Below are 26058 nucleotides of genomic sequence, written 5' to 3' on the forward strand. Positions count from 1 at the left end.
TTTTAATCTTAATAACATGATCAACAGTATCATTCAATTTTCTATTAAAAATAAAATTTTCATAGTACTCCTCACCTTATCTATTGTGGGGTGGGGCTTATATTCCCTGAAGAAAATACCCATAGATGCCGTGCCTGATATCACTAACAACCAGGTACAGATTATTACTACTTCACAGAGTCTGGCGGCCCAGGAAGTAGAACAATTTCTCACTTACCCCGTGGAGCTAGCTATGGCCAACATTCCAGGTGTTACGGAGATCCGATCTATTTCTCGCTTTGGCCTATCGGTAGTTACCGTAGTATTTGAAGAAGATATGGGCACCTACCTACCCCGGCAGCTGGTAGCTGAAAAAATCAACGAAGCCAAAGAAAATATAGGCGAAGATCTGGGTACTCCACAAATGGGGCCCATTACCACTGGTTTGGGTGAAATCTATCAATATTCACTGGAAGTAGATGATGAACATAAGAAAGAATACTCCCCTGCCGATCTCCGCACTATTCAGGACTGGATCATAAAAAGGCAATTGAGCATGATTGAGGGAGTAGTAGAAATCAGCAGCTGGGGCGGCTTCATCAAGCAATATGAAGTAGCCATTGACCCTGCCAAACTCAACTCCTATGGGCTCACCCTCTCTCAAGTGTATGATGCACTGGCAAATAACAACCAAAACAGCGGAGGAAGCTACATAGAGAAAGGCCCTAACCTCTACTACATAAGAGGCAGAGGGCTGGCCCAAACCTATGATGATATAAGAAGCATAGTAGTGGAAAAAAGAAGCGTGTCTCCTATTACCATTGGAGATATAGCCACCGTGGGAGAAGGTCATGCTCCCAGATATGGTGCCGCCACCAAAGATGGAGAAGGAGAAACCGTAATAGGCATTGTAATGATGCTCAAAGGTGCTAACTCTGCCGCAGTAATAGATCGGGTAAAAGAAAGAGTAGCTGAAATACAAAGCACACTACCTGAAGGAGTAAGCATAAAACCATTTCTCGATAGAACGAAGCTGGTAGAAAAAACTACGGGCACCATTACAGAAAATCTAATCATAGGCGGGCTTATCGTTATATTAGCTTTAGTTTTCTTGCTTGGTACCATGCGCTCAGGGCTCATAGTAGCCTCTGTAATACCGCTATCTATGTTATTTGCGCTGGGTATGATGAACACTTTTGGTGTATCAGCCAACCTTATGAGCCTGGGAGCATTAGATTTCGGAATTATAGTAGATGGCGCCGTAATCATAGTGGAGTTTATGGTAGTACTACTCATCAAAAATTCAGCTGAATTACAACAACTCACCAAAAGAGAAAAGCAAAACAAACTTGATACTATAGCCATTAATGCCTCCTCTCGCATGATGAATTCGGCTATTTTCGGACAAATCATAATCCTTATTGTGTTCATCCCTATCCTTACCCTTACGGGAATAGAAGGAAAAACCTTTATACCTATGGCCCTCACTTTTGGCTTTGCCATTATCGGGGCTATGATTTTGTGCCTTACTTATGTACCTATGGTCACCGCCAGCAGCCTCTACAGCAAAAGGATCAATAAAAAAACGTACGGCGATAAGTTTATGGAATGGATGGAGCGAAAATACCAGCCTATCATTACCCAGTCATTAAAAATAAAAGGCCTTATCATCACCATAGCCTTAGTAGCACTGGCCCTGGCAGCAGTGCTATTTACTACGCTGGGAGGTGAGTTTATTCCTCAGTTAGATGAAGGAGATTTTGCACTGGAAACAAGAATGTCTCCCGGCACTTCATTAGAGGAAATGACCAAAAACACCTCCAAGCTAGAAGCCATTTTACTTGATAGCTTCCCTGAAGTAGAAACGGTGGTTACAAAAATAGGAGCCGGCGCCGTACCTACAGACCCTATGCCGGTAGAGGGGGGTGATGTTATCGTAAGCCTAAAAGAGCCTGACGAATGGGTATCTGCCGAAAGCAAACAAGAACTGGCGGAAAAAATGGAAAAGGCGCTAAGCATACTCCCAGGAGTGGCTGTAGAGTTCAGCCAGCCTATAGAAATGCGTTTCAATGAGCTTATGACAGGAATCAAACAAGATATAGCTGTTAAAATCTATGGTGATGACCTTGACATACTCCAGCAAAAGGGCAATCAGGCCGCTGCCATTATTCGCCAAATACCTGGTGCATCAGATGTAAAAGTAGAGCAGGTCACGGGCTTGCCACAGATCATTATTGACTACAACCGCAAGCGAATAGCTGAATACGGTTTAAATATCGCTGACCTTAACCATGTAGTAAGCACAGCGTTTGCTGGTGGTGGTTCAGGCAAAATCTTTGAAGGAGAAAAGCGCTTTGACCTGGTGGTAAGATTAAAGCAAAATTCCAGAAATGACATTGAATCAGTCAAAAACCTTTATATATCTACCAATAACGGGAGTATTCCCCTGCGAGAAGTGGCTGAAGTAAGCTATCAGGAAGCTCCCGCACAGATTTCAAGAGACAATACCCACCGCCGTATTGTAATAGGGGTTAATGTAAGAAACAGAGACACACAATCTTTGGTAAACGATATGCAGACCCAGCTCCGCAGCAAGCTTAAACTCCCTACAGGCTATTCTATTACTTTCGGTGGAGAGTTTGAGAACCTGGAAAGAGCACAAGACAGGCTACAGATAGTAGTCCCCATAGCATTGGCACTCATTTTTGTTATCTTATTTATCAATTTGAGATCAGCCAAACAAACCTTATTAATCTACACAGCTATCCCTTTTTCGGCAGTAGGTGGCATCATAGCACTTTGGCTGCGTGGCATGCCATTTAGCATTTCAGCAGGCGTGGGTTTCATTGCTCTTTTTGGGGTAGCAGTGCTTAACGGCCTGGTACTCATCAGCAGTTTAAATGACTTGAAAGAAGAAGGTGTAACCGACATCAGAGAACGGATAAAGCAAGCTACCACCTCTCGCTTAAGGCCTATATTTCTTACTGCCGTCACTGACATCCTTGGCTTTTTACCTATGGCTATTTCCTCTTCCGCAGGGGCTGAAGTACAGCGACCGCTAGCCACCGTTGTCATAGGTGGTTTGTTTAGCGCTACGCTACTCACCTTAGTAGTTTTACCTGTTTTATATAGCTGGCTGGAAAAACCAGTGAAGTTAAATAAGCCAGCCCTGGCTACAGCAGTAATTATCGCTTTAGCTTTCACGTCATCATACAGTCAAACGCTCAGCATAGAAGAAGCCCAGAATTTAGCCACTGAGAGCAATCCATCTCTAAAGGCATCTGCTATAGCCATTGAAAAAAGCAATCGACTACAAAAAACAGCTTTCAACCCAGACAACACCAATGTTTTTTATGGTGTAGAAGAAAGATCTAGAGAAACTGGAGGGCAGGAAGGAACGGAAAGCATAGGCCTTTCACAGCAGATAGATTTTCCTACTGCTTATGTCTCACGCTCTAAAATGCTTAAGCAGCAAACTGTGGTTCAGGAAAAAGCCTACCAAGTAGACCGCGCCATATTATTGAAAGAAGTTAATCTGGCCTATGCACAATGGATAAATGCCTGGCAAAAGGTGGAATTTTATCAGCAACTCGATAGCCTGTATCAAAACTTTGAAAAGGCAGCCAACATCAGGTATGAAACGGGAGAATCATCAGGCCTGGAACGATTGAATGCCCAAAGCAAGCGACAGGAAATCAGCCTGCTCCTATCATCAGCCTTAGCAGATGAAACCACCGCATTTACGGCTTTAAACCAGTTGCTAAATAATCGTTTATCAGAAAAGCCATCTCCTTCTACCTTATTTATGGAATTAGAAACTAAGGTAACAGACTCTTTTGCAGACAATCCTTTTGTAAGCTATCAGCAGCAAAAAGTAACATTAGCTGAAAAACAGCTGAAAGCACAGCAATCACAATGGCTGCCGGGCTTAAAAGGGCAGTATACCTTTCAGAATATGAATGGGCAAAATGGTTATTATGGTTTTCAGGTAGGCCTCACTATACCTCTGTTCTTTGGTGCTCAGCAGGCCAAAATGCAAGCTTCCAGACTTGAAATAGACCGGCAAAATATGCTGGTTCAAAACCAGAAACTAGCTTGGAACAGCGCCCTGCTGCAAGCAGGAGTTAACTATGAGCAACAGCAAAAACAACTGAAATATTACCAAAACACTGGCCTCCCGCTGAGTAAGCAGCTCTTTGAAGGAGCTTCGCTTTCATTTACTTCCGGTGATATAGATTATGTGGAATACCTGCAAAGCATAACGCAAGCCTCCACTATTAAAACCAATTGGTTTGATGCACTTCTTAAGTACAATCAATCCATTATTGAAATCAATTTTCTCAACGGCTCAAAATAAAACATCATGTTCAATAAATATAAATACATCATATCATTACTTACGCTTACTGTAATTATAAACGGCTGTAACCAGCAGCCTGCAGAAGAAGAGCACCACCATGAAGAAGAAGCGCATGGTGAAGAAGAAATCGCACTTTCTAAAGAGCAAATACAGCAGGCTGGCATTCACCTTGGCCCCTTTGATTATCAGCCTCTAGGGCAGTACATTACTACCAATGGCACCATAGAACTTCCGCCTAATAATTTGGCAAGCATCACCCCTATTATGAATGGCTTTGTGGAATCTATCCGCTTTTTAGAAGGGGCAGAAGTAAAGAAAGGTCAGGCTCTGGTTTCTCTAAAAAACCCTGATTACATTACCCTACAGCAAGAATACATTCAGGCTATTAACAATTTCAATGTATTAGAAAAAGAACTGGAGAGACAACGTACTCTGGCCAAGGCAGAAGTGGGAGCTCAGAAGAAACTACAGCAGACCGAAGCCGATTTTAACAATGCCAAGGCCCAAAAATCTGCCTTATCAGAAAGACTAAAGTACCTGGGCATAAGTCCTGCAAAAGTGGCACAGGGAAACATTCAAAACATGATTTACCTCACCGCTCCTTTTGACGGCACCGTTACTTCGGTAAATGCTCACAACGGACAGTATGTAAAAGCGGGTGAACCCATCATGGAGCTTATTAACAGAGAACATATGCACCTGGAATTACAGCTTTTTCAAAAAGACATTCATAAAGTAAAAGAAGGGCAGAAAATTATATTTAAAGTACCAGCCTTTGAAAATAATAAGCAATATGAGGGTGAAGTGTCTCTAGTAGGTAAAAACATGAATCCGCAAACGAAAACAATTAGAGTACATGGCCACTTTCATGAAGAATTTGACTTGATAGCCGGGCTCTATGTAGAAGCTAACATATTACAAGACACCAGCAAGGTAAGGGTTTTACCAGAAGAGGCTGTAATTCAAAATGAAGGGCAATATTACTTTTTCACCGAAAACGAGAAAGGGAATGGAACCTCTACATTTATCAAAAATGCTTTTACCCCTGGCACCACTTCTCATAATTTCACTGAAATAAAAGCCTTTAGCAATGAAGCCGACACTACTAAAATAGTGAAGTCAGGTAGCTTTTATCTAAAATCAGAAATGAATAAAGGAGAAGGCGGACATCATCATTAATCAACTATGCGATGGAGGTGATCTTCTCGCCTCCATCGTTCAAAAAAAGCCTTTCTCCAGTACTTAAATTTTTAAGTTCATTCAATCAGGCATTTACATTTTCAACCTTCATCTACCACTTAAAGAGATGAATTTTATTTTGAAAAATCACCCTAACTTCATCTGTAAAATGCCTGATTTTTCTCATTTTTTTGCCCAGGCTACTGATGTACTTTTCTTTCTCAAAAGTAAGCATTGGGGCTATGTATTATTCCGAATTTACAGTAACTACACAAGAGGTTCCTGGTGAGATTAGTCTTTGCCTCACCATTACAGGCTGCCCTATTCACTGCAAAGGCTGCCATTCACCCTACTTATGGAAACCTGGCAGTGGCCAGCTACTTACTGACAGGTTATATCATGACTTACTAGAAAGGTATCAAGGCCAAGCCAGCTGCGTACTTTTCATGGGTGGAGAGTGGCACCCTAAAGAACTAGCTCATAAGCTGGAAGAGGCCAAAAGCATGGGTTACAACACGTGCTTATACACCGGAAAAGACAAACTGGACAGCCAAATCACAAGACAACTCACCTGGGTTAAATATGGCCCTTGGAAAAGCGAAAAGGGAGGCTTGGACAGCCACGGCACTAACCAACGTTTCATTAAAGTTGCTACTAACGAATTACTGAATCACCTATTCATAAAAAATAAAAATGTTAAGACTTACAGAATCACAGGTAAAAAAGAAAATTGAATTCATAGAAAACTACATTAAAGCGGGTAATGCAGCCGATGGCTCCACTGTAGATGCTAATGCTAATGTTACTTCAAAGAACATAGCTACCATGGAGGCTGAGCTGAATAAGGACATTAACATACAGGTAAATCGGCAGCTGGTATGCAATAAAATCAATGAACTATTCGGGAAAGAGTTAGCCAATGAATATTTAAGACAAATTGAGAATCATGAGATTTACGTCCATGACGAAACTTCACTTAAGCCCTATTGTGTATCTATCAGCATGTATCCCTTCTTACTCCATGGCCTTACTCAGCTAGGCGGAGAAAGCCAGGCACCCAAGCACCTGGAAAGCTTCTGTGGAGAGTTTGTAAACCTGGTATTTGCTGTAAGCTCACAGTTTGCTGGCGCTTTGGCTACAGTAGAGTTCCTCCCGTACTTCGATTATTTTGCCCGTAAAGATTATGGAGATAATTACCTGGAAACCGCTACTGATATAGTGGCTAACCACATGCAACATGTAGTATATGCTATTAATCAACCTGCGGCGGCTCGTGGCTACCAATCAGTATTCTGGAATATATCGGTGTATGATCAGCCGTATTTTGAAAGCATTTTTGCTGACTTCGTATTTCCTGATGAAAAGATGACCACGCCCAACTGGGAAAGCGTGAAGCGATTGCAGCAGTTTTTCTTAAGCTGGTTTAACCAAGAGAGGTCAAGAGCTATACTTACTTTCCCCGTAGTAACAGCGGCCATGCTCATTAAAGACCATAAACCAGTAGATACTGAGTTTGCCGATATGTGCGCCAAAGAGCTGAGCGAAGGAAATGCTTTTTTCATTTATCAATCAGAAAACGCTGATAGCCTGGCCTCTTGCTGCAGGTTAAGAAATGAAATCAGTGAAAACACTTTTAGCTACTCATTAGGCGCCGGCGGGGTTTCTACAGGATCTATCAATGTGATTACTCTAAACATGAACCGGTTGATTCAGCTAGGCAAATCGGTAGAAGAAGAGATCCATAAAATTCATAAATACCAGGTGGCTTACCGCAAATTGATGGAAACTTATCTGGAGGCTGGCATGCTGCCCGCTTATACGGCAGGCCTTATTTCGCTAGACAAACAGTTTCTCACCACCGGTATTAATGGCATGGTGGAAGCCGCAGAGAGCTGCGGAATAGAGCCTAACAACAATGATGAATATAAGGCCTTTGTTAAAGACATCCTTAAAACCATCTACGATGCTAATAAGGAAGCTAAAAAAACCTTCGGTTATATGTTTAATACAGAATTTGTACCGGCAGAAAATCTGGGAGTGAAAAATGCCAAATGGGATAAGCAAGATGGTTTTTCTGTAACCAGAGAGTGTTATAACTCTTACTTCTACCGAGTAGAAGATGAATCCATAAACTTACTGGATAAACTCATGCTGCATGGCAAAGAGCTGGTAACTTTCTTGGATGGTGGCTCCGCACTGCACATCAACCTGGAGCAAGCACCTAATAAAGATGCATTTAGAAAATTAATAGATGCCGCCGCCATGGTGGGATGCAATTATTTCTGTTTCAACATTAAGATAACCATCTGTAATGCCTGTAACCATATCGATAAAAGAACCCTGACCGCCTGTAACAGCTGTGGCTCTCATAATATTGACTATGGCACAAGAGTTATTGGTTATCTAAAAAGAGTATCATGCTATAGTAGTGATCGACAAAAAGAACATAATATGAGGCACTATCACAGACAAAAAAGCTCAGTAAAGAAGGCTGAGTATAGTGAGACTCAAACCGCCTTATCTTGATTGTTTATTGCCAGTAGAGTAGGACTAGGTCAGTTCTGCTCTACTTTCTTTTATTGTTTTACTAAAGTCTTTATCAACTCCACCATACTTTCATTTCCCTGCTGAGCTGCCAGGTCTATAGGGCGCATGCCTCTAATATCTTGATCATACAAACTGGCACCATGAGCTACCAACTTCTTCACAATCTCCTCATGACCAAACATAGCCGCAAAGCCTAGGGCTGTTCCTCCATTGCCATTTTTAAGGTGAACATCTGCTCCTCGCTCTAAGAGCAAGTCTACCACAGGCTCAAAGCCTTTGAAACAAACCCCCATAAGAGCAGTGTTGCCTGAAGCGTCCTGATGGTTTATATCAGCACCATGATCTAACAACAATGCAGTTAATTTGGTACTACCATGATAAGTAGATAATATAAGAGGGCTGAAACCTTTGGCATCAGTAACATTAACCGATTGTCCACTTTCTAATAGACTCAAAGTGGTATCATAATCCTGATTTCTTATGGCATTAAATAAAGGGGAAGATGTAGTAGTTTGCATTGATCTTATTGTTGATTTAAATGATAACACCCTCACTTAATAACTGTTTGATTAGTAATGCCTATATGGTATTTATAATAACTATAAGTTTTCTTATACCATTTCACTAACATTAGCTTAGTTAATATGTTATCCCTGATAACTAACCAAACTAAACCTCGAAATGGACGAAAAAAGCAAACAACTGAAAAATCACACCAAAGACAGCGGTGAAAAGCTGACCACCAACCAAGGTGTGGGCATCAACGATAATCAGAACACCGCCTCAGCCGGAGAAAGGGGCCCTTCCCTGTTAGAAGATTTTATCATGCGCGAAAAGATCACTCATTTTGATCATGAACGCGTACCTGAAAGAATAGTGCATGCCAGAGGCTCTGGTGCACATGGTTATTTTGAAGCTTATGACAGCTGCGAAGATATCACAAAAGCCGATTTCCTTAAAAAAGGCAAGAAAACACCTGTATTTGTAAGATTCTCTACCGTAGCGGGCTTTAGAGGCTCGGCTGATACCGCCAGAGATGTTCGTGGCTTCGCTATTAAATTTTATACTGAAGAAGGCATTTTTGATATGGTGGGAAATAACATCCCTGTGTTTTTTATACAGGATGCCATTAAGTTTCCTGACCTCATCCATGCCGTGAAGCCTGAACCTCATAATGAAGTGCCGCAAGCAGCATCAGCCCATGATAACTTCTATGACTTTATATCGCTAACGCCAGAAGCCATGCATATGATGATGTGGGTGATGTCTGACCGCGCTATACCTAGAAGTCTTTCTATGATGGAAGGCTTTGGTATTCATACTTTTAGATTCATCAACAAAGCTGGTGAATCTCATTTGGTCAAATTCCACCTAAAACCTAAACTGGGAGTGCATGGCTTAGTGTGGGACGAGGCGGTAAAAATTATGGGTAATGATCCTGATTTCCATAGAAAGGACCTTTGGGAGGCCATAGAAGATGGTCATTTTCCTGAATGGGAGTTTGGCGTGCAGGCTATAAAAGAGGGTGAAGAAGATAAACTCAGCTTCGATGTGCTTGATGCCACTAAACTATGGCCAGAAGAAGAGATACCGATTAGAATGTTGGGTAAAATGGTATTAGACAGAAACCCTGATAATTTCTTTGCTGAGACAGAACAAGCGGCTTTCCACCCGGGACACGTGGTGCCAGGCATTGACTTTACCAATGATCCTTTATTACAAGGTCGATTATTCTCTTATACGGATACTCAATTGATCAGACTAGGCGGACCTAACTTTGCAGAGATTCCGATTAACAGGCCTATTAACCCTAATCATAATAATCAAAGAGATGGGTACATGCGCCAGACCATTAATAAAGGCCGCGTAAACTATGAACCCAACTCACTAGCCGATGGAAAACCTGCCGAAGTACCTGAAGATAAAGGCGGTTTTGTAAGCTATCCGGAACCTATGAGCAGCGTAAAAGTGCGAAAAAGACCTGAAAGCTTTAAAGACCACTACACCCAGGCCCGTCTGTTTGTAAACAGCATGACGCCACCTGAGAAACAGCATATCATTGATGCTTTGAGCTTTGAATTAGGTAAAGTAGAGCATAAGCATATCCATGCGAAAATGGTAGATCATTTCAACCATATAGATCATGATATGGCCGTGGCTATAGCCGATAATATTGGCGTGACACCGCCATCATCCAGTGCGGCTAATGAAGATTATACCAAAACATCTGACGCATTGAGTATGGAGAAAAACCAGAAAGATACCATTGAAGCCCGAAAAGTAGCCATACTAGTGGCCGACGGTTTTGACGGTGCTGCGGTAGAGTCGCTAACCAAATACTTAAAATCACAAGGTGCTAAAGCTGAAATTATAGCCAAGAAACTCGGTATGGTAAAAGCTGCCGATGGCTCTACTATGGAAGTAGATAAGAGCTTACCCACTGTAGATGCTGTTTTATATGATTCAGTATTTTTACCAGGAGGTGCTGACAGTGTAAATACATTGAAAAAGCAAGGTGCTATACTCTACTTTGTCAATCAGATGTATAAGCACTGCAAAGGTATAGCCGCCACTGGTGAAGCCATTGAAATCTTAAAAGCATCTGACATTAAAGATGTGAACTACAGCAACACCGATCTAAAAGAAGATCAGGGCATAGTGACCGCCGGGGAAACCAGTGACAAATTCTTTAAGGCCTATAAAGACGCCATTAAGAAAAGACACTGGAGCAGAGAAGAAAATCAGGATATGATTCCTGCTTAGGGTTACTTAGCTACCTGATGAGGCATCAGGTAGCTCTTTAATTATTTCAAATAAATTATTGATCTAATCTCACCCTTATTAATAACCATTTTTGAAGAATCTGAAGAGTTGTATATAAAAAAATACCCAGATGTCGACCCCAAAGAATATAAATGATTATTTGATTTAAGTACGTCTCCATTTTTTAACTGAATACTATCAATATTGGCATGACCTTTTGAAATCCTTCGAATCATTCTACTGGCATTGAAAAAAGATATGGAGATTGCCATGCCAAAAATTAAAATAATATAATTGATTATGGTAAGATATCGTCCTGAACTTACTATAAAATGATTTATTAAAATCAAAGTGATCAATAACATTACAATTATTGATACAACTTGCACAAAAAACAATCCTCTAAAAATAAAGAAGATAAACACAAGTAATACCAATACGGTCACAATCTTTCTATTATTTATCTTATTAAAAATATAATAATCTAAGCTATCTAACCCAATAAAACTCAAGATAAAAATTATTATTATAAAAAAGTACATCAAAAATAATAGGTCATCAAAAAACAAAGTAACCACGTCAGACACTACTATATACTCAGTTATATTAATTCCAAAATTAATATAATATATAAACTCGCTTACTAATGATAAGCCTAGCATTATTATATACAGAATCGGTATATTAGCAATTAGTACTTTTGACGATAGTCTTCCAGAGATCCCTAAATAAACTCTTCCTTTACTTATATAATTATTGGGTGCATCGGTTATAATATGCTTTTTCATTTAGTAATTATTATAATTGAACTTCCTAAAGGAATATTGATTAAGAAGCATAGCAAGAAAAATTAAATAATAAATTTTTATCGAAATAATTTAAAACAAATTCAGCTCGATTGCGATTGTAATCTTTCAGGGCATTTGCAATTCCCTTAGCTCATCCTTTAAATAGATTAATTACTATAGTAGAGTGGCATTACAAATGCCTAAAAGGTGAGGCAGCAATATAATTGCGACCAAGCTGTAAATAGGGTAATATCACCTTCAATTTTCAAATCTTAACTACCTCCACAACCACCACAGCCTCCACCTCCACCGCAGCCTGAACTACATGAGCTTCCGCAACCTGAGCCACAGTTCGAGCCACAAGAACTGCCTATATCAGATCCACAGCTACTTTCTTCACGGCTCCTTCCTCCGCTAAACCATGATGTGCTTCTGGGATTGAGGTAATCAGTTTGCTCAACTAACGGTACTAAAGCGCTAGAAATAACTGCTGCACCTAAAAAACAGTATTCCCATTCCGGGTCGCCCGGGTGTTGGCGCAAAACTTCCTCTTTATCATACAAGCTTGGCACCTGTTTGAGAACCAGCTGCTGCATTTTATTAAACACATTAAAACAAAGTATTATAAATGCTAATAATAGTAAAACCAGAAAAAGCACAGGCTTGCCATCTCCCATACCATTTATTAACCGCCCTATACCAAACAACATCAACATGGTGATAGCTACACAATTAATAGTGACAAGCCTGCCATAATCTTTAGACTGGTTGAAGAAATTTCTAAATTTCATCAGTACATAGGGTATGTTTACAATGGAAGGCTTGGAGTACAACAAGGTGGACAGCCTGTAATAAGAGGTAGTTTCTTCGTTTTCTATAATCTGCAATGCTGCAAATTCCTGTGCATCTACAGATTTATTACTTTTCTTTACTCTCAGCCGATCTCCATCTACCACTTCAATCACTTCTCTCCGCATCAGCTTATTGACATAGCTATCGATCACTTTTTCTAACCGCCCAGAGTTAACAAATATAAGTTCTGCTGCTGTTAAATTTCTTATAAAGAAATTAGTCTCTCCTCTTTCCAATATAGCCCTAACCCTATGCTGATTGAACATATGAAGGATTATGATCAAGAAAACACCCGCGCCCACAAACACCATCAGAAACAAAGGGTTATTGATACTCAAATATACTGGCCTGAGAGCTGCAGCTGTTGGTATCATCATAGCAACTATAAAAAGTACCATTATGTATAATCTGGTATTCGGTCTCATACTGGCCTCTTTAAGCCCCATTGGAGCATACATATCCGGGTATTTCCAAATTACTGCTGGTGGCTCGCCAAAGGTTTCTTTATACAGTTTAAAAGTCTGATTACGAGCTGACAAAAATTTTTCCTTCTCTTTCTTATTATGGGTAGAGGGTATATGTTTAATGTTAGAGCCAATCACTTCACAAAACTGCTCATAAGAGTCGGAAAAAATAAGATGTTGATGCCACACCAAATCCACAATTTCAGAAGGAGATACCATGGCACCGGCAGTACCGGCCAGATACATAAACTTTTTATATTCTAAAATGGCAAGTCGGGTAAAATTTTGCGTCCACGCATTTTCCTTAGCAAGTCGGGTAGAGAAACCATATTCGCTTAACGGTGCATCTAAATCAAAGCTTAAAATCTTATTCCAGAGCGTTTTATCCATAGACCAACTAACATTTTCTATCTTAAATCTATAAAAATATGTCTTAAAATGACAGATTATTTTTCTCAGACTAAATGAGTATTACTGTAAGCTGAATGTAATGTCAAACTCACCAGCTGCTTTACTGCCACTCCTCTTTGGTGTGGAGGTTTCCATTAAGCCCTATCGCAATTGTATTGCGATTGTAATCTTTCTGGGTATTTGTAATGCCCTTAGCTCACTTGCTGTAATAGAGCAGCATTTCATTAGAATCATCGTAAGCTTCAGTCAATTTCACTACTTTGCCGCCCAAGAGCTTGTTTCAAGCACACGCATCATAAATGGATGTCAATCGTGACGCTTGCCATTTATACCAATATTTGGTACTTTTAAAATATGAGCAAGAACACATCTATTTCACTCGGAGACTATTTCGACAACTTTGTGAAAAATAGCATTTCAGAAGGTCGATTCAAGAACGCCAGCGAAGTGATTCGAGCTGGATTAAGACTCTTGGAAGAAGAAGAGAATAAAGCTCTTTCTCTAAAAAAGGCCATTCAAGATGGAATCGACAGTGGAATTGCAGAAGATTTTGCCCCTTCAACTTACTTACAACAACTGAAGGCATCAAAAACTAATGAGTAAGTATCGGCTAACTAACCTTGCCGTTCAGGATTTGTCAGATATTTGGAACTACACGTATCATCGATGGTCTGAACGGCAGGCAGATAACTACTACGAACAACTCACTAACACATTTGAATACATTGCGACAAATCAACGACAAGGACGAAATTACGAGGGAATAAGGAGAGATTTGTTTGGCATAAAGGTGAATCGGCATATTGTATTTTATCGCATGATTTCAAATGAACTTGTTGAGATAACTAGAATTCTACATGAGCAAATGGACTTGAAGAATCGGCTGAAATAAATCCACATGACATTATGTAGGAAACACATGCGCAAACTGCTACTTGCCAGCTTCACTTCTTCCTTCCTCCGTTAAGCTCTATCACAGATTGCAAACTTCAGGGGATTTGTAATGCCCTCAGCACTACCTCTCAATAGGTTACTTGCTGCATTAGAGCGACATTAAAAATGCCTAAAAGATGAGGCCGCAATTATATTGCGACCAAGCTGTATCAACTTACAGCCAAAATACTGCTCATATTTAACAGAAACCACTATATTCACCTTCTCCCCTTCAAGCAGGAGAATTAAGGCGAATATAATGTAAGTTAGGCAATAATCATGAATTGGCTTACTATCTTTCTGTAGTGGTATAATCCGTAGTAGTACTAATATTTTCTGTAGCGAGTGTGCTCACAAACCTCCACTCAGAGTTAGCTTCACTTTGGGTGAAAGAGGCCATTACATATCCTCTATCAGATGCATTGAGGTATTTAAGATCATTAATAAGCAACTGCAAACTTTGCTCAAAAGGATCTATAACTGCCGGGTCAGTACCGAATATACCATCAAAGCCAGGCGAAGACACCGAGGAGGTAGCCAACTCGGCTCCTACCCTGTGGCCTTGTGCATCCGTAAGATCTATATGCCATGCGTTATGGGTGTCTCCTGCTATTGATATTAATTTTTTACCCGCTGCTGCAGCAAAAACAACCTCTCTTTCTGCCGGATAACCATCCCAAGAATCTAAATTATATGGCAATGCATTCTGCACCCTTCCTATCTCTTCATTGGTTAAAGAAGGGTCGTTTTTCATCATTCTTGATTTTATAGTCACTAACTGCTCTACTAGCTCATTATATTTTTTAAATAACTCCGGGGTTACACCGTTAGCCGTTATCTCAGCGGTAGTCATTAAAAGCTCTAGCGGAATGTGCACCTTACCCATAAGCACCTGATTGCCCAGCACCTGCCAAGCCGCTCCACTTCCGGATAGCTGACCTTGTAGCCATGAAAGCTGCTCCTGACCTAAGATGGTACGGTCATCGTCCATCCAATCAGCCAAAAAGGCTTCGCGATCCAACCCTGAGGGAGTAAAATAATCTGAATAGCTGAGCTGTTTATTTCTACCTATAATTCGAGTATCCAGCATCATGAGATTAACAATTCCGCCCAAGTCAAAGCTTCTATAGATTTTGGCATTATCGCTCACTCTAGCAGGTAAATACTCAGCCCAGGCTTGTATGGCATTAGATTTACGCACCTCAAAGCTACCTTCATTATCCTGATGGTTCTCTGCCCCATCCGTATAAGCATCATTGGCTATTTCATGATCATCCCACACACAAATAAATGGCTTTAATCGGTGTGCTTCCTGTAATTGAGGATCTCTTCTATATTGTCTATATCTAGTTCTATAATCGTCTAACGCTATGATTTCTCCTGTAGGCTCATGCCTTCTGCCCAGCTGCGCAGTAAGCTCACTGGTGCCATAACCCCCTGCAGGGTACTCATAAATATAATCTCCTAAATGCACTACCACATCAGCCTCAGATTGTGCCACCGCTCCATATACATTAAATAAACCCGACTGATAATTAGAGCAAGAAAGCACTGCCAAATTGATCTGTGTAACCTCTCCCGCGGCAGGCAATGTTTTGGTTTGTCCTATTACCGAAATAGTTGCCGTCATCTCATTTCTAAACCTGTAATAATATCTGGTATTTGACTTTAAGTTGCTCACATCTACATAAATGGTGTTGTCACTTCCAGCATCTACTTCTACCGTTTCACTAGCTACTACTGTTTTAAAATCAGTATCTGTAGCTACATCTAAAATAATAGCAGGCTTTCCCGTTTCATTAGTTGCAGGCGTATAGCGAGACCATAGCACCACCCTATCCTGAGTAGGATCAAAACTAGCTACGCCTTCAAAAAAACCAGGATTTCCTTCCGGGTTAAACGGAGGAGTATTGTCGTCGTCTTCATTACAACTGCTGAGCAGTGTAGGCGCCAGTCCTACACCCGCTGCCGCCACTACGGAGTTTCTTAAAAAGCTTCTTCGGCTTAAATTCTTAAGTATTTTTTCTTTGTTCATGGTTGATAGCAATTAAGCTTCTAAAATACTCTGCATGCCGACTAGAATATATTTTTACTCATAACGGATTTATTAATTTTCCATGAGACATTTAACATTTTAATAAAACTTTCAACTCGTTAATTTGCTCTTAAAATGGCTTATTATAAAGCCTCTTTTTATACCTCCATTAAAAGCCTGGCTGACACCTTCATACTCAAGGAAAAACCCTCTGTTTCACAGGCTGTTAAACTTACTCTACGGTCTCTTATACCTTTCGGAGATAAAGCCGGAGGACTAAAAAAATTACGAATTCCATTAATACTTATTTAAACGGTAAAACATTTTTACTATAAGATTATAATTTTGTAAGAACGATAAGGACGGTCTAATTCATAAAACAGGGCCTTCTAGCAATTTTTCAATCAATCTCATTGAGGATATGAAGCAAAGCGACCAATCAGAGCTACAATCCGATTATTTAAAAAAATGGCATACACATTTTTCTAACGCTCTCCGCAGCGCAAATAGTAACAACAGCTTAGAGGCAATAAGCAATATTAATGCAGCCATGGAGCTAGCCTGTAGTACTGACTTACTCTACAGCTGGAATCATCTTCAGTCCCAATTACCACTTTCTGAAAAACAGCAAGAAACACTTATAGCTTTAGTAGCCTCGCCTAGCTCCAACGATGAAAGAATATACCTGGCTCACCTTCATTTGCTTTCTCATGATTACTTCAATGCTTTAGTATTATATAAGTCTGCCGAACACAGCACTTCGCTAGACTTTTATAAAGGGCTTGCCTACTTCCATAATGCTTATTATGACAAGGCATACCAATGCTATAGCCAATACCTCAATGATTACCCCCTCAAGGCCTTTGCCTGCTATGAAAGAGGTCTTACCTTATTAAAGAAAAAACAGTCTAATGAGGCTTCAGATGATTTCCAAACGGCACTAATGGCCAATGGGTCTCATTACGAATACCATTTTCAATATGCCATAACCAAAATAAATCAAGGCGCTAATAATGATATTTTAGAACACCTGAACAAGGCTATTAGCTTGAACCCCCAGCACTATGAAAGTTATCTAGTGAAGGGCAATCTAAACGTTCAGGCCAAGCTAGGAGAAGAGGCATTAGAAGATTTTAACCAGGCCATAAATATAAACCCTGATAGACCTGAAGCATACGCTAAAAGGGGAGCTCTTTATAATAATCTTTATAAAGACAATAATAAGGCCATTAACGATCTTTATAAGGCGGTAAAACTGATAAAGGCTGATCTGGAAGACTCCACTAAAGGAGATATATTCTTAAACCGTGCCAAGGTAAATCAGGATATAGGCTATCATTTTCAGGCCATTGATGATTATAACAAAGCGCTAGAATACTTATCTGGCTCACACCACCTGTACATATCCAGAGGCAATTCTTACTTTGCCCTTGAGGAATATAAAAAGGCTTTGGATGACTATACAAAATCTACTGAATACTGGAAAAATAGTGCCGTTTCTCATTATAACATGGCTTTAGCAAAAGAAAATCTGGGAGACACAAAAGGTGCTATAGAAGAATATTCGCTTAGCCTCCTGGAGAGGAAGAATGACGTCAGAGCCATTAGCCAGCGTGCCATATTGCTTGCGGAAACCGATGACTGGGAAAACGCTAAAAAAGACTTTGATCTGGCCATCATGCTCAACCCCCAGCGAGCTCAAACTTATATTGATTTTGGGGATGCTCTTTCTAACAGAAATGAAAAAGAAGAGGCCATAAAAGCCTACTCTCATGCCATAGAGCTAGAACCCGAGGCCAACCTATACTTTACCCGAGGTCTCTGCAAAGAAACCTTGCAAGATAATGAAGGAGCTATAGCAGATGCTAATATGGCTATTGAGTGTAACGACGGATATGCTGACGCTTATAACCTAAGAGCCAATAACTTAGCTATTTTAGGCAAACATGAATTAGCCATTGAGGATTTTACCAAAGCCATATCAATACAACCAGACAATGGCATGTTTTATTGCAACAGGGCACTTTCATACAGTAAAAATATAGATCAGCTCAAGGCCCTGGAAGATTACAATAAAGCCGTGGAGCTGGCCCCTGAATACAACAGAAACTATGTTAACAGAGGTAGCTTATGGGTAGACCTGAAAGACTATAGCAGGGCCATACAAGATTGCGATAAAGCCATTCAAAAAGAACCGTTGAATGATATTGCTTTGTTTAACAGAGCTGTTTCTCATTTTAAACTGGGGAATTATAGCCTAGCGGCAAAAGATTATACCATGGTCATATCGCTACTTCCTTATGACCATGTAGCCTATCATAACCGAGCCAGGGCTTATGCTCAACTTAAAGAAAAAGAGAAGGCCTTGCGTGACTTTAATACATCCATTGATATAAATCCAGACTATGTAGAGAGCTATTTTGAAAGAGCAAAATTCTTTGAACAGTGGCAAATATATGATAAGGCCATGGAAGATTACAATATGCTGATAGAGCTGAGACCTGCAGCACCACACTACTATAACCATCGAGGCCTGCTATATGAGCGACTAAACAAGTTAGATGAAGCCATGGAAGATTATAACTCGGCCATAGAACTACCTCCACACTTATCTGATCCTTTTATCAATAAAGGCAATATTTACAGAAAAAAAGGAGACCTCATCAAAGCAATAGATTGCTATAGCGAAGCCATTGAAATCTCACCTAAGGACCCTGTAGCTTATTCTAACAAAGGCCTGATATATTACGACATGGAAATTTTTCATGAGGCCGTTGAAAACTTTGATCAGGCCATAGCCCTTAACCCGGAGTTTGCGCATGCTTACTATAACCGCGGCTTAGTATTTAGCAAGCAAGAGCAAGCCACCCAGAAGGCTTTAGAAGATTTTCAGCAAGCCATTGACCTCAATCCTAATTATATTAATGCCTACAAAGAAAAAGGCCATTTATATTTTAAACTATCCCAATATAATGAAGCAAAAGACATTATAAACCAGCTAATCAAAGTAAGCCCTAACCAGGCTTATGCCTATCATTTCAGATCCAAAATTAATAAAGCCTTGAACCTACAAGAAGAATCTTTAGAAGATGCCATTAAAGCATTCTCACTAGACCCTACCAACTACCCACTTAATTCATAAAAACACTCAAAAAAGGCCCTATACTCATTATAAACTGGGATCTGCTTACCACTGAATTCCGTGATTTTAGTGAATCAGTCTGCTTCAGAAGCCTGAAAAAAGTATGAATATAATACTTTTGTCAAGCATCAGTTGATGTAGAAATCATAACCTGTAATCACAAAACATAATAGTGATGAAAATCAGTTACAGTGTAAAGCAAATGGGTAAAAAGCACCCACTTATTGGTAGAAGTACCATAGAAATTAAAGATATCACTCAGCCTATGCCGCTGAGAGACCTCATTTCTGCCATAGTAACCCAGCAGGTAGAGGCCTTTAACCAGCGGAAAAGCGAAAACAACATTGTACCCTACCTCTTGCAGCAAGATATTGACAGCCAAAAAGAGCTAGGAAAAGTAGGTTTTAATGATAGCTATAACAATGAGCTGGCCAATGTTGAGGAAGCCATTGCAAATGCCCTACTATCTTTTGAAGATGGTGTCTACTGCATTTTCATAGATGAGCAGCAGGTAGAGCACCTTAATGACGTTGTGAACATATCAGAAGACAGCCTCCTTTATTTTATCAGATTAACTTTTTTATCAGGCAGCATGTGGTAGCCTCTTTCCTTAACGCCAACATGCTATAATCATTATATCCCATTAACACTATGAATACAGAAGAGTATTTACAATCAAAAAAGATAGCCGACAGACTGGTTAATATACATAATCAGTATTATGTCATCAACCAAAGCACAAAGAAGGAAGATGAGCCATACAAACATAAAACAGCATTGGGTCTTATGTTTCTCAATGCTTACCCCCAGCTAAGAGAAAATAATAATAACAATAGCTCTTACAGCTACTGGGAACCTGTAACTGTTGGCTCTGAGCGTATGAGAGTTTTTTCAGAATTTGGAGACATAAATAATTTCTGGAACGAGCGAAATTACCCTGTACTAGAAGACCTTTTCGGTAAAGAAATGGCCCCTCTAATAAAAAAAGCATGGGACTATATCCCTTCACTTCCTTACCAAACAGGATATAGCCGCCGTTCATTCAGAGCGCCCCAAAGACCCGAACAGCATTTTACAAGAAAGCTTAACTTCATTATTTCGCTCAATGTAAGGATGGAGTATAACCTTACGCTCAAAGAATATATTCTCTATTCTAACGAAGTGGCCGCATACAACCCTGACTTTGGCATATTACTAACTCCATTAGTACAAGAGGAAGATCCTGAGCTATACCCATTACTACAAGATATAGTGTATAACAGGCACCCTACAGCTAAAGTAAGTAGACCCATCATAAAGGCTTTTTTAATTAGTAATAATCCAGGAGCCTGGAAAGCTATTGAAGATCTGCTGCTTTCTGCTCAAAGACAAGAAGGGCTACGCCAAACCATATTAGAGCAGCTAGATGAAACATCTATAGGTGCACTGCTTCATATGATGAATGTAATAGTTAGAGAAAACTTAATACGCTTCTCTTCTGTAGTACGCGCTATGGACACCTGGACAGGCCTTAGCTGGGAGGCTGAAAAGCAAAGCACCGTTAAAAGATTCTTTGAGTTAGGCCTTCATTACCTGGAAGAACCGGATGATATTAAAAATGCTATAAAGAGTAAAGACAATGCCGAAGTATACATGGCCTTGTGGGCGGCGGCAGTAAGAGACGTGGACCGTTGCACTCCGTTGCTTCAAGAGCTACTTCAGCAAGGCAATAAAGAGAAAAGTCATCTGGCTCTTTATTTCATTAATGAAGTAGACCTAAATCACATTATCTCAATCGCGACAGAAGCATTGATCAAGGATAAACTTAAAAGTGATGACTCTCAAGAGTTCTTATTCTGGCTTATTCGTCTGTTGAATTACAGAATGATATTCGTGAAAAATATCATGACCCCAGAAGATCGTCAGCTCATCATCCAGCATCTAATTGCAGAAGTGCCTAACATCCCTAAAAAAGGAACTAAATTCAAAGGTAAGGTATTTAGCTGGTCTGTTTTTAACCTAACTCAAGAACAAGGTTATGATTTTTTAATTAAACTGCTAGATCCTACCTCTCAGAAAGACTTGGAACTAATGACGGAATTGCTCCCTAATATGCCAATTGAATCGAGAGAAAAAGTAGCTAGCCTTATACTTCCTGAATTTTATCATTATAGAAGTGATAAACTTAAAGAAGACTACAAGCTATCTTCATTCAAAAGAGATTTCTGCCTGAGCGTACTTAAAGACCGCTCATCTTCCATTAGAAGTGCCGCCATAAAAGCCCTTAATTTTGCAGAACTGAGTGAAGACGAACTTATTCAATTTGAAGATTTACTAAAAAGCAAAAGTGCAGAAGTAAGAGCAAGCATTATAAGTTTCATAATGAAAAAAGGAGATGCTACTGTACAGCAAAGCATTGAAAGACTTTGCTTTTCTAGCAACCAGGAGCAACGTCTTTCCGCCTTAGACATGCTTAATCAACTGCATAAAAAAGAAGAGCTACGAGATTGGACTTCAAGCAAAGCTGATGAATTTGCAGAAAAAAGAGACCCTTCACCAAAAGAAAACATCTTACTTGAAAACCTTCGTAGAAATGATTCTATTCTCAATAAATACACCTCAGAAAATGGCTATGGTCTTTTTGACCCCAACAATATCACCACAGCCCAAAAGCCTGGTGCACCTAAAAAAGAGATAGAAGAGCGCTTTTTTAATAAAAACTTTGGGCTGAGCGTTACGGTAGATAAGCTCAAAGAAGAATTAAGAAAACTAGAAGCTCTGGTAAAACAACACCATGACCATGAATATACCGTAACCTATTGGGATGGCTCTAGACAAACGGTACTATTAGGTAATTATTTCTCTCCAATATCTAGAGATGATAAGAAAAAGACACCAGAAGAAAGGTATAATAACTACCCTTTACCTGAAGTGTGGAAAGAGTGGATGGAAAACTCAGGACTCACCAATTTAGACCTATTCATAACCAGCCTATTCTATTCTCAAATCAGATATCAATACCAGAATGATAGTAAATATGACGTATTTCCAAAATCGGTACAAGTACTGAAGAATCTCACTTTTGACCCGAATTTTTCTGATAGAAAAAAACAGGGCTGGAGAGAGGACACAGAGTTCCAAATCGTCAGAAATCTCATGAAAATATATCCATTTGAGAGCAAGGCGCTATATTACAAAACTTTTTTGGAGAAATTCATCAACGAAATACCACAAGAAGAACTTACCGAGTACAGAACCATTAAAGAAACTTACACCTCTAACCTAGGGACTTGGAGAGACCTCCCTACCATTGCCAGTATTTTTGAGCTTTATAAAAATCATGCAGATAAAATGAGTGATGATGAGTTTAAAGAATATTGGCAATTTGAGGATTGGAGGCTTAAAACCTTGCCTTCAAATTTCCCTATATATAATTATGAAGCTACCATAGATCTATTCTGCAGAGCTTACGAATTAGATCTAATCACTAAAGATGAACTCCTCAAGCGTATACTGAAGGCTTCAGGATTAAGAGAGCTAACCCATTCAGGCTACAATTATGGAAGAAAGAAAAAGGAAAATTTGTTTACCAAATTCCCTTTCCTTTCAGACTTACTTGCTCCATGCATTAAATTAATAGTGAATGTAGAATTACAAAGAGGTGACTCTCCTACTTCTGTTACTGATTTAGCGCAAAATATTGACACTCTGCATGGTACCGACTACCTGATAAGAATACTCCTGGCACTGGGTAAAGACAAGCTGCAGAGGGGCTATTCATACTCCTATGGCTCACATTTAATGAGCAAGCAGGCTATTTTAAGTAAATATTTAAAAGGAACTTATCCTAAGCCAGAAGAAAATCAGGAATTTTTCAATGCAAAAATTAAAGAGGGTAAAATATCTGAAACACGATTAGTAGAAGCAGCAATGTATGCCCCTCAATGGCTTCCTTTTGTTATGAATCACCTGGGTTGGACAGACATGGATAGTGCCGTATGGTGGCTACATGCCCACGCCAACCAAAGACATGATTCTGAAACAGAAACCGAAATAGCCAGATTCTCTAAGGTAGATGTAGCAGAGTTTAGTGATGGAGCGGTTGATATTGACTGGTTCTTATCCATGTATAAATCTCTCGGCCTGTCTAAATGGAAGATCGTATACAATGCCGCAAAATATATTTCTGATGGCGTAGGCCACAAAAGAGCACAGCTTTATGCCGATGTAATTTTGGGCAATACTAAAATCAGGGAGGTGACTAAGCGAGTGAAAGACAAGCGTAATCAGGATTACCTACGAGTATATGGTTTGGTACCTCTTAGCAAAAAGAACAGAGACAATGACTTGCTCAGCAGATACAAATACCTGCAACAGTTCAAAAAAGAGAGCAAGCAATTTGGATCTCAAAGACAGGCTAGTGAGGCGCATGCTGTAAAAATAGCCATGGAAAACCTGGCCCGAACAGCTGGCTACTCTGACCCCATCCGTCTTACCTGGGTAATGGAAACCGCTCTGGCCAGAGAAATTATAGATTCATCGGACACCCTTACTTTTGACAATGTAGAAATAGCATTAGAAGTAAATGATCAAGGCAAAGCCGAGATCAAAGTAACTAAAGATGGAAAGCCTCTGAAGAGTATCCCTGCCAAACTGCGTAAAAACAAAGATGTAATAGCCCTTAAAGAGCATCAAAAAACACTTAAAGAGCAGTATAGCCGTACGCTAAAAAGCCTGGAAGCCGCCATGGTTAACAGAGACAACTTTACAGCTAAGGAAGTTATAGAAATCACCAACCATCCGGTATTAAGGCCTATGCTTGATAAGCTGGTCTTGAAAAATGGAGATACCCTTGGCCTATTGCAAGATGGCAAGCTGGTAGACATCCATGGAGAGCAGCATGAGTTGGAAGGAGAAGTATTCATAGCGCACTCTTATGATCTTTATAAAGATAAAAGCTGGAGCGATTTCCAAAAATATGTGTTTGATAATAAGCTGAAGCAACCATTCAAGCAAATATTCAGGGAGCTTTACCTACCTACAGATGATGAACTGAAAGCAGTAAGCGTATCACAAAGATATGAAGGGCATCAGGTACAGCCGAAGCAGACCCTAGCCTTGTTAAAATCGAGAGGCTGGACGGTAAGTTACGAAGAAGGGCTGCAGAAGGTGTTTCATAAAGAAGGCTTTATAGCTAAAATTTATGCCATGGCTGACTGGTTCTCTCCTGCCGATGTAGAGAGCCCTACGCTCGAAACGGTAGAATTCCTGAACAGAAAAACCTGGAAAAATATACCTTTTGAAGAAATCAATGGCCATATTTTTAGTGAGGTGATGAGAGATCTTGACCTGGTAGTGAGTGTGGCGCACGTAGGCGACGTAGACCCGGAAGCCAGCCATTCTTCAATGGAAATGCGTAGCGTGCTGGTAAAAGAAACAGCTCGCATGTTCAAGCTAGACAACGTGGAAGTACAAGGCAACCATGTACACATTACTGGCGAGCTAGGCGAGTACAATGTACACCTGGGTAGTGCCATAGTGCATAAAAAACCAGGCCATTATATTCCTATTCTGCCTGTTCATTCTCAGCACAGAGGCCGATTGTTTTTACCTTTTGTAGATGATGATCCTAAAAGTGCAGAACTCATGTCTAAAGTACTAATGCTAGCTAAAGACAATGAAATACAAGACCCTACTATACTTAGTAGCATAAAAGGAATTTAATGCCAAAAGGCTGTCTTAAGGCTATTGCAACCTGCCTTAAGACAGCCAAATTCCTGATTTTAATCATTTAGAAGCACTTTTCACCCTCCCTTTTATTAAAATTTACTTGAGTCAGTTAGCTTTCCCCTCTCAATCAACTGACAGCATGAAAAATAAAGCATTACTATTATTCGTCTTTTGTCTCTTATCATTCTTCAGGCCTGGCCTGGCTCAGAGCGACTTAAGTGAAATGACCTACAAGGCTTACATCACTGAAGACAAAGACCTATGGAAAGAGGTGGTAAAAAAACGGCAGAACCTCTACGAAAAAGAACAGTCAGGCAAGAATTTATACCAACTAGCGATGGCGCAGTATGGATTACTCAACAACACCCGAGTAGATAAAGACGAAGACCTCTTTGATGAATACTATGACGAAATTCTAGAAAACATAGATAAACTGATTGAAACAGAACATGAAAAGGCTAATGCCTATGCCTTACGTGCGGCTGTTTATGGACTAGAAACGTCATACAGCGGGTGGAAAGGCATGTTTTTAGGCCCAAAAAGTAGCAGCAATCTAAGTGATGCTAAAGAAGAAGACGATTCATCTGCATTTGTATGGGCCACCTATGGCAGCGCCAAATTATTTGCACCCTCTATGTTTGGTGGCGATAAAGATGAGGCTATAAAATCATTTAAAAAAGCTATAGAGCTATATGAGAAAGCCAACCTACAGCAAGACTGGCGTTACCTATATGCTTTGGCTTGGCTAGGGCAAGCCTATTACCGTACCGATCAGCCACAAAAAGCTAAAGAGATATACAATAAGGCTCTAAAGATAGAACCTAATTTTAAGTGGGTGAAAGATGACCTCTTACCGCAGGTCAACTAAAGAAAAAGCCATAGCCATCTATTCAAAA

General features: G+C 40.0%; 16 protein-coding genes. 12 read left to right on the forward strand and 4 right to left on the reverse strand.

What is annotated here, in order from left to right:
- The first annotated feature begins 16 nt into the window (after nucleotides 1-16).
- The 4 genes from JL102_RS08330 (at nucleotide 17) to nrdD (ending at nucleotide 8044) form a co-directional block, all read left to right on the forward strand.
- On the forward strand, nucleotides 17-4336 hold the full coding sequence (locus tag JL102_RS08330) for a CusA/CzcA family heavy metal efflux RND transporter (RefSeq protein ID WP_202243928.1): 4320 nt from the start codon (nucleotides 17-19) through the stop codon (nucleotides 4334-4336).
- Nucleotides 4337-4342: 6 nt separating this feature from the next.
- On the forward strand, nucleotides 4343-5518 hold the full coding sequence (locus tag JL102_RS08335; protein WP_202243929.1) for an efflux RND transporter periplasmic adaptor subunit: 1176 nt from the start codon (nucleotides 4343-4345) through the stop codon (nucleotides 5516-5518).
- A gap of 242 nt (nucleotides 5519-5760) precedes the next feature.
- Nucleotides 5761-6252, forward strand: a complete 492-nt coding sequence (locus JL102_RS08340) for a 4Fe-4S cluster-binding domain-containing protein (protein WP_202243930.1) — start codon at nucleotides 5761-5763, stop codon at nucleotides 6250-6252.
- Nucleotides 6212-8044, forward strand: a complete 1833-nt coding sequence (gene nrdD / locus JL102_RS08345; RefSeq protein WP_202243931.1) for an anaerobic ribonucleoside-triphosphate reductase — start codon at nucleotides 6212-6214, stop codon at nucleotides 8042-8044. Before JL102_RS08340 ends, nrdD begins: the two co-directional genes overlap by 41 nt.
- Before the next feature lie 50 nt (nucleotides 8045-8094).
- Here nrdD and JL102_RS08350 read toward each other — a convergent pair whose 3' ends face one another.
- Nucleotides 8095-8583: an ankyrin repeat domain-containing protein gene (locus JL102_RS08350; protein ID WP_202243932.1), complete on the reverse strand. Its 489-nt coding sequence runs from the start codon at nucleotides 8581-8583 to the stop codon at nucleotides 8095-8097.
- Between the two features lie 163 nt (nucleotides 8584-8746).
- On the opposite strand from JL102_RS08350, the gene JL102_RS08355 reads away from it, so the two are divergent.
- Nucleotides 8747-10828 (forward strand): catalase, encoded by a 2082-nt coding sequence (locus JL102_RS08355; RefSeq protein ID WP_202243933.1) that lies wholly within the window; start codon nucleotides 8747-8749, stop codon nucleotides 10826-10828.
- A 41-nt stretch (nucleotides 10829-10869) separates the two neighbouring features.
- On the opposite strand, the gene JL102_RS08360 is transcribed toward JL102_RS08355, so the two are convergent.
- Complete coding sequence (locus JL102_RS08360) at nucleotides 10870-11616, reverse strand: hypothetical protein (RefSeq protein ID WP_202243934.1); 747 nt, start codon at nucleotides 11614-11616, stop codon at nucleotides 10870-10872.
- A 272-nt stretch (nucleotides 11617-11888) separates the two neighbouring features.
- A complete protein-coding gene (locus JL102_RS08365; protein WP_202243935.1) occupies nucleotides 11889-13322 on the reverse strand; it encodes a glycine-rich domain-containing protein in 1434 nt (477 codons plus the stop codon).
- 375 nt (nucleotides 13323-13697) lie between these two features.
- Between JL102_RS08365 and JL102_RS08370 the strand changes: the two genes are divergently transcribed.
- Both JL102_RS08370 and JL102_RS08375 read left to right on the forward strand, forming a co-directional pair.
- The gene (locus JL102_RS08370; RefSeq protein WP_202243936.1) at nucleotides 13698-13946 is read left to right on the forward strand and encodes a type II toxin-antitoxin system ParD family antitoxin; all 249 of its coding nucleotides are present in this window, start codon (nucleotides 13698-13700) and stop codon (nucleotides 13944-13946) included.
- Nucleotides 13939-14235, forward strand: a complete 297-nt coding sequence (locus tag JL102_RS08375; RefSeq protein ID WP_202243937.1) for a type II toxin-antitoxin system RelE/ParE family toxin — start codon at nucleotides 13939-13941, stop codon at nucleotides 14233-14235. The genes JL102_RS08370 and JL102_RS08375 overlap by 8 nt, the downstream gene beginning before the upstream one ends.
- A 333-nt stretch (nucleotides 14236-14568) precedes the next feature.
- Here JL102_RS08375 and JL102_RS08380 read toward each other — a convergent pair whose 3' ends face one another.
- Nucleotides 14569-16311: an alkaline phosphatase D family protein gene (locus JL102_RS08380; RefSeq protein ID WP_202243938.1), complete on the reverse strand. Its 1743-nt coding sequence runs from the start codon at nucleotides 16309-16311 to the stop codon at nucleotides 14569-14571.
- A gap of 135 nt (nucleotides 16312-16446) precedes the next feature.
- Here JL102_RS08380 and JL102_RS08385 point away from each other — a divergent pair, with 135 nt between their 5' ends.
- From JL102_RS08385 to JL102_RS08405, 5 genes are all read left to right on the forward strand, one after another.
- Nucleotides 16447-16623 carry a hypothetical protein gene (locus tag JL102_RS08385; RefSeq protein WP_202243939.1) on the forward strand — a complete coding sequence of 59 codons (177 nt, stop codon included), beginning with the start codon at nucleotides 16447-16449 and terminating at the stop codon, nucleotides 16621-16623.
- 109 nt (nucleotides 16624-16732) lie between these two features.
- Complete coding sequence (locus tag JL102_RS08390; protein WP_202243940.1) at nucleotides 16733-19453, forward strand: tetratricopeptide repeat protein; 2721 nt, start codon at nucleotides 16733-16735, stop codon at nucleotides 19451-19453.
- Between the two features lie 175 nt (nucleotides 19454-19628).
- Nucleotides 19629-20054 (forward strand): hypothetical protein, encoded by a 426-nt coding sequence (locus tag JL102_RS08395; RefSeq protein WP_202243941.1) that lies wholly within the window; start codon nucleotides 19629-19631, stop codon nucleotides 20052-20054.
- Between the two features lie 50 nt (nucleotides 20055-20104).
- Entirely contained in the window at nucleotides 20105-25156 is a 5052-nt protein-coding gene (locus JL102_RS08400) for a DUF4132 domain-containing protein (RefSeq protein ID WP_202243942.1), read from the forward strand.
- A 145-nt stretch (nucleotides 25157-25301) separates the two neighbouring features.
- Nucleotides 25302-26030, forward strand: a complete 729-nt coding sequence (locus tag JL102_RS08405; RefSeq protein ID WP_202243943.1) for a tetratricopeptide repeat protein — start codon at nucleotides 25302-25304, stop codon at nucleotides 26028-26030.
- Nucleotides 26031-26058: the final 28 nt, after the last annotated feature.

Origin of the sequence: Fulvivirga sediminis (genome assembly GCF_016757215.1) — a bacterium.
GTDB lineage: Bacteria > Bacteroidota > Bacteroidia > Cytophagales > Cyclobacteriaceae > Fulvivirga > Fulvivirga sediminis.

Excerpts from the sequence above, each read along its gene's own strand:
- JL102_RS08330 (WP_202243928.1), top strand. The coding sequence starts at position 17 with ATGATCAACAGTATCATTCAATTTTCTATTAAAAATAAAATTTTCATA.
- JL102_RS08335 (WP_202243929.1), top strand. The coding sequence starts at position 4,343 with ATGTTCAATAAATATAAATACATCATATCATTACTTACGCTTACTGTA.
- JL102_RS08340 (WP_202243930.1), top strand. The coding sequence starts at position 5,761 with ATGTATTATTCCGAATTTACAGTAACTACACAAGAGGTTCCTGGTGAG.
- nrdD (WP_202243931.1), top strand. The coding sequence starts at position 6,212 with ATGTTAAGACTTACAGAATCACAGGTAAAAAAGAAAATTGAATTCATA.
- JL102_RS08350 (WP_202243932.1), bottom strand. The coding sequence starts at position 8,583 with ATGCAAACTACTACATCTTCCCCTTTATTTAATGCCATAAGAAATCAG.
- JL102_RS08355 (WP_202243933.1), top strand. The coding sequence starts at position 8,747 with ATGGACGAAAAAAGCAAACAACTGAAAAATCACACCAAAGACAGCGGT.
- JL102_RS08360 (WP_202243934.1), bottom strand. The coding sequence starts at position 11,616 with ATGAAAAAGCATATTATAACCGATGCACCCAATAATTATATAAGTAAA.
- JL102_RS08365 (WP_202243935.1), bottom strand. The coding sequence starts at position 13,322 with ATGGATAAAACGCTCTGGAATAAGATTTTAAGCTTTGATTTAGATGCA.
- JL102_RS08370 (WP_202243936.1), top strand. The coding sequence starts at position 13,698 with ATGAGCAAGAACACATCTATTTCACTCGGAGACTATTTCGACAACTTT.
- JL102_RS08375 (WP_202243937.1), top strand. The coding sequence starts at position 13,939 with ATGAGTAAGTATCGGCTAACTAACCTTGCCGTTCAGGATTTGTCAGAT.
- JL102_RS08380 (WP_202243938.1), bottom strand. The coding sequence starts at position 16,311 with ATGAACAAAGAAAAAATACTTAAGAATTTAAGCCGAAGAAGCTTTTTA.
- JL102_RS08385 (WP_202243939.1), top strand. The coding sequence starts at position 16,447 with ATGGCTTATTATAAAGCCTCTTTTTATACCTCCATTAAAAGCCTGGCT.
- JL102_RS08390 (WP_202243940.1), top strand. The coding sequence starts at position 16,733 with ATGAAGCAAAGCGACCAATCAGAGCTACAATCCGATTATTTAAAAAAA.
- JL102_RS08395 (WP_202243941.1), top strand. The coding sequence starts at position 19,629 with ATGAAAATCAGTTACAGTGTAAAGCAAATGGGTAAAAAGCACCCACTT.
- JL102_RS08400 (WP_202243942.1), top strand. The coding sequence starts at position 20,105 with ATGAATACAGAAGAGTATTTACAATCAAAAAAGATAGCCGACAGACTG.
- JL102_RS08405 (WP_202243943.1), top strand. The coding sequence starts at position 25,302 with ATGAAAAATAAAGCATTACTATTATTCGTCTTTTGTCTCTTATCATTC.